This window comes from Desulfobacter sp. (genome assembly GCF_050177295.1).
Map to the genome: position 1 here is coordinate 1 of NZ_JBFXHE010000541.1, position 2,556 is coordinate 2,556.

A 2,556-nucleotide genomic window follows, 5' to 3' on the forward strand; every position below is an offset into this window, starting at 1 on the left:
AGCAGGACCGGTCTATGAAACCCTATACACGTGCCGAGCGGGTCTCTATAAAGATTCAGCAGGCCATCACAGAACTTCTGTCCAAAAAGATGCAGGATCCTAGAATGTAGATGGCAACGATATCCGGGGTAAAAATGTCCCCGGACCTTAGTCTGGCCTATGTCTACGTTACGGTGTTCGGGGATAAAAAAAGAATTCGTGAAACCCTGGAAGGGTTCAAGAAATCAAAGGGGTTTATCAAAAAAAGCATTGCCCCGAAACTGGACCTGCGGTTGATGCCGGACCTGCGTTTTATCCATGATGACTCCTTTGATGAGGCTGCCCGTCTGGATGCCCTGATTGATGCAGCGCCCAAGGGGGAGGTTCAGGAAGAGGACGATGTGTCCGGTGCCCCGGACGGGCCTTCCGGCGATCCAGCTGAATGAAAAGCGGCATTCTTGTTGTTCATAAACCCCAAGGCATCTCCTCGGCCGGAGTGGTCAACCGGCTCAAGCATCTGCTCAAGGTAAAAAAAATCGGGCATACAGGAACCCTGGATCCCTTTGCCACAGGGGTACTGCTCATTGCCGTGGGCCAGGCCACCCGGATTTCAAAGTATTTTCTAAGCGGTGTGAAAGGGTACAATGCCCAGGTTACCCTTGGCATCGAAACCGACACCTGTGACTGTACCGGTACTGTCACGCACAGGGCTGCCTCGGGTATCCTTGCCGCCCTGAATTCAGATCAGGTCAAAGATGTTGTGACCGGTTTTCATGGTCCCCAGAAACAAATTCCCCCGGCGTACTCGGCGCTGAAGCATAAAGGCCAGCCCCTGTATAAACTGGCCCGCCAGGGACAGATGATTGAGAAACCGCCCCGGCCCATTGATATTATGGCCATTGCCATGGAAAATTTTCGCCTGGATACGAACGGCCATCCGGTTTTTGACATGCCGGTGATATGTTCGGGGGGCACCTATATTCGCAGCCTTGCCCATGATATCGGGGTGGTACTGGGATGCGGCGCCCATTTGTCTGCATTGCAGCGCACCCGGTCCAGTCAGTTTAAAATTGAAGATGCTGTGCATTTTGACCGCCTTGGGGAGATGACATCCCGGGATATAGAGGCCCGGTTCATATCCATGTCCCAGTGCCTAGGGTTTCTGCCTGCCATAATTGCTGACAGTGAAACAGCCGGAAAAGTCAAGTGCGGCCAGCCCCTGTCTGTGAGGGAAGCCCCCATGCCTGACGCCTCGTTTGTGACTGGTGATAAAATCGTGTCCCAAGACAGCATCCCGGATATCCGGGTGCTGGATTCAGATGGTAATTTGCGGGCCATCGTAACCCCGGATAAATCCGGGCAAACATACAAATATTGTTGCGTTTTTAATGCTTAACTGGTAAAAATGCCAAGCTATCTCTGCGATGTCCGGGTAGTTCACAGGGCTTTTTTCTGAATGGAATATTGGATAAAAGGCAATTCAAGTGAACTGCTTTCATGTTTACGGCATCGAATTTTAATGTATTCCAAATAAAGGAGTGTTACCGTGGTATTACTTGCAGAAAACAAAGAGGAGATGATTGAAAAATTCAAGCTCCATGAGTCCGACACGGGTTCACCTGAAGTTCAGGTGGCCATTTTAACCCACAGGATCAGCTATTTGACCGATCATTTGAAGACCCATAAAAAAGATCACCATTCAAGACGGGGGCTTTTAATTCTGGTCGGCCGGCGCAGAAGTCTTCTGGACTATCTCAGGAAAAAAGATATTAACAGATATCGTTCATTGATCGAGAATCTCGGACTCAGAAGATAAGATGGCATTAATAAACCGGTTTTTGATGCGTTTTGGGTCAAAAACCGGTTTTTGTTTTCAGCAGGGCGGTGCAAGAGGGGAATGGTTTTTATATAAGTTCGCATCTTTGCTATCAAACCAACCTTGGCAGCCATTGAGGTGTTTGATGGTAAATATGCGGGGGTATTATATGTAAGCCTTTTTCCCACCTTCTGCCGCCGTTTTTTATTTTTCAGTTTATCAGGAGAAATTATGGAAAAAGTTGTTTCAGCCGGTATCGGCGGCAAAGAATTAATTATCAGTACAGGAAAAATTGCCAAACAGGCCTCCGGGTCCGTGATGGTGCAGTACGGGGAAACCGTGGTGCTTGTAACGGCGGTGGCGGTCAAAGAGCCCAAAGAGGAGATCAGTTTTCTTCCCCTGTCCGTTGAATACCAGGAAAAAATTTATGCAGCCGGCAGAATTCCGGGTAACTATTTCAGGCGGGAAATAGGCCGGCCTTCGGAACATGAAACCTTAAATGCCCGTCTCATTGACCGGCCCATCCGGCCTTTGTTTGAAGATGGCTATAATTTTGAAACCCAGGTGATTGCCACCGTGATGTCCACGGATAAATTGTGCGACCCCGGTATCCTTGCCATGATCGGGGCTTCTGCTGCCCTTGGGATTTCAGACATCCCCTTTAACGGCCCCATTGCCGGTGTCAAGGTGGGACGGGTCAACGGACAGTTCATTGCAAACCCTACGCCTGAACAGATGGCGCAAAGTGACATTGATCTGAC

3 protein-coding genes and 1 pseudogene are annotated in these 2,556 nt (G+C 49.4%); all 4 read left to right on the forward strand.

Annotated elements, in window-relative coordinates; translation table 11 throughout:
* Positions 1-110 precede the first annotated feature (110 nt).
* Entirely contained in the window at positions 111-425 is a 315-nt protein-coding gene (rbfA, locus tag AB7U36_RS22315; RefSeq protein WP_428161799.1) for a 30S ribosome-binding factor RbfA, read from the forward strand.
* Positions 422-1,375, forward strand: a complete 954-nt coding sequence (gene truB, locus AB7U36_RS22320) for a tRNA pseudouridine(55) synthase TruB (RefSeq protein WP_428161800.1) — start codon at positions 422-424, stop codon at positions 1,373-1,375. The genes rbfA and truB overlap by 4 nt, the downstream gene beginning before the upstream one ends.
* Positions 1,376-1,525: 150 nt before the next feature.
* A complete protein-coding gene (rpsO, locus tag AB7U36_RS22325) occupies positions 1,526-1,795 on the forward strand; it encodes a 30S ribosomal protein S15 (RefSeq protein ID WP_428161801.1) in 270 nt (89 codons plus the stop codon).
* A 231-nt stretch (positions 1,796-2,026) separates the two neighbouring features.
* Positions 2,027-2,556, forward strand: a pseudogene (locus tag AB7U36_RS22330) (polyribonucleotide nucleotidyltransferase); the annotation flags it as partial.